We start from the raw sequence: 1,976 nt of genomic DNA on the forward strand, positions 1-1,976 counted from the left end.
GGCCCGCTCGGTGGTGAACTCCGCGCCGGTGAAGGAGTACCGCGCGACCTCCTCACCGCCCGCCACGATCCGCAGATATCCGGGGGCGATCCGGGACATCTGACCGTCGCCGTCGATGGTCGCGGTGAAGGACAGCTTGTGGATGCCGGCCGGAATCCGGTCCAGCGTGACCCGGAACGACTCGGTGTCGCCCGCCTGGGGGCCCAGCAGCTGGATGGACTCCTCGGGTGACTTCGGCTGGTTGAAGAAGACGAAGTACCGGTCGTCGGAGAGCCGTTCGTCGGCGTCGAGGCCGAAGCAGCTTATGTCGAAGGTCAGTCCGGGAGCGGAGATCTGCACGCCCACGTACAGATCCGTACCCGCGGTGAGGTCACTGATCCGGGCCTTGTGGCCGCGTTGGAATTCCCTGGACATGCGTTACGTCCGTCCCCCGTCCCGAAAGCAGTTACGTCGCGTCAGGCTAACCGCAAATACCGACATCGGCCTCAGCCGGTACAGACCCGGTACAGAACCGCGGCCCGGACCTCACACCTCCTCGTCGTCCGTCACATCAGGTGGCACATCCGGCGTCCGTGCGGTGGCGGCCACGCCCTCCAGATAGCCACGCGCCCGCTCGGTGCGCGGGTACGCCTCCAACAGCCGCCAGAAGTCCGGCCCATGACCGGGCACCAGCAGATGCGCCAGCTCGTGACAGAGCACGTAGTCGACCACGTACTCGGGCATCCCCCGCAGCCGGTGCGAGAGCCTGATGGTGCCCTCCGCAGGGGTGCACGAGCCCCAGCGGGTGTTCTGGTTGGTCACCCAGCGCACCGAGTCGGGCCGCGCCCGGCCCTCGAAATACCGCTCGGACAGCCGCCCGGCGCGCTCGGTCAGTTCGGTGTCGCCGCCGGGCACGCTCCGCCTCGCCTCCTTGGCGGCGAGCCGGTCGAGCATGGCGGTGACCCAGCGCCGCTCCTCCGCCTTGGACATACGGGCGGGGATCAGCACGATGGTGCGGTCGCCCTCGCGGTAGGCGGAGACGGTCCGGCGGCGGCGATCGCTCCGCCTGACCTCGACGGGGCCGTGCGCGGCGGGCGGCTTCTGTTCGGTCGGTTCGGTGGGCACGTCTCGAAGGTACCCGTCGGCGCGGACAGCGGGCCGGGCCTGTGGACAGCGGTCCGTGGACGCCGGACCCGTGGGCAGCTTGTACGACGATCAGCTCGTGCCTGTGGACAACTTTCGGCACGGATTCCGGGGCCCGGCCATGCTGGCAGTCGTCGGAACGAGCAGGACCGGCTCGGCCGACGTACGAGAGGCAGAAGGACGCATGCCCGGCCGGGTGTGCGCGAGACCTGGGAGACGGGGGCCCGTCATGCATCCGATGGTGAAGCCCGCACTGCGCCGCGGCTGGCGCGATCTCGGCACCGTGCAGTTCGGGATGACCCCCGCGCACGCGATCACTCTGGGTCCGGTGGACCTGGCCACGGGCAGCTTCCTGGAACTGCTCGACGGCACCCGTGACGTGGCGTTACTGCGGGAGGAGGCCCGGCGGCTGGATCTGCCCGACGGCCACGCCGACCGGCTGGTGGGCCGGCTGGGCCGGGCCGGGCTGCTCGACGACACACGGGACTGTTCGGCAGCCGCGACCGCGCTGCGGGAGAGAGGGGAGGCGCTGGAGCGGCTGCGTCCCGACCTCGCCTCGCTGTCGCTGACCACGGCGGAGCCGGGCGGCGCGCTCACCCGCCTCGCCGCCCGGCGTGCCCTGCGGGTGCGGGTGCTCGGTGCGGGCCGGGTGGGGTCCGTGGTCGCGACGCTCCTGTCCGGGGCGGGGGTCGGGGAGGTCGATGTCCGGGACGTGGGCCGGGTGCAGCCGTGGGACGTGGCGCCGGGCGGGCTGCCGGCGGAGGCGGCGGGCGAGCGGCGGGACGAGGCCGCGCGGACGGCGGTGCGCCGTGCGGCACCGGACCGCCCCCCGCGCCGGACCCGCCACGGCAGAC

General features: G+C 72.3%; 3 protein-coding genes. 1 reads left to right on the forward strand and 2 read right to left on the reverse strand.

Going from position 1 to position 1,976, the window contains the following annotated elements:
• Together CCN33_RS28540 and CCN33_RS28545 are read right to left on the reverse strand one after the other, a co-directional pair.
• Positions 1-414: TerD family protein (locus tag CCN33_RS28540; protein WP_140394718.1), on the reverse strand; the 414-nt coding region annotated here is incomplete at its 3' end.
• 111 nt (positions 415-525) lie between these two features.
• Complete coding sequence (locus CCN33_RS28545) at positions 526-1,104, reverse strand: M48 metallopeptidase family protein (RefSeq protein ID WP_086696296.1); 579 nt, start codon at positions 1,102-1,104, stop codon at positions 526-528.
• A 247-nt stretch (positions 1,105-1,351) separates the two neighbouring features.
• Here CCN33_RS28545 and CCN33_RS28550 point away from each other — a divergent pair.
• Positions 1,352-1,976: ThiF family adenylyltransferase (locus tag CCN33_RS28550; RefSeq protein ID WP_208621935.1), on the forward strand; the 625-nt coding region annotated here is incomplete at its 3' end.

Source organism: Streptomyces recifensis, assembly GCF_002154615.1.
Lineage (GTDB): Bacteria > Actinomycetota > Actinomycetes > Streptomycetales > Streptomycetaceae > Streptomyces > Streptomyces griseoluteus.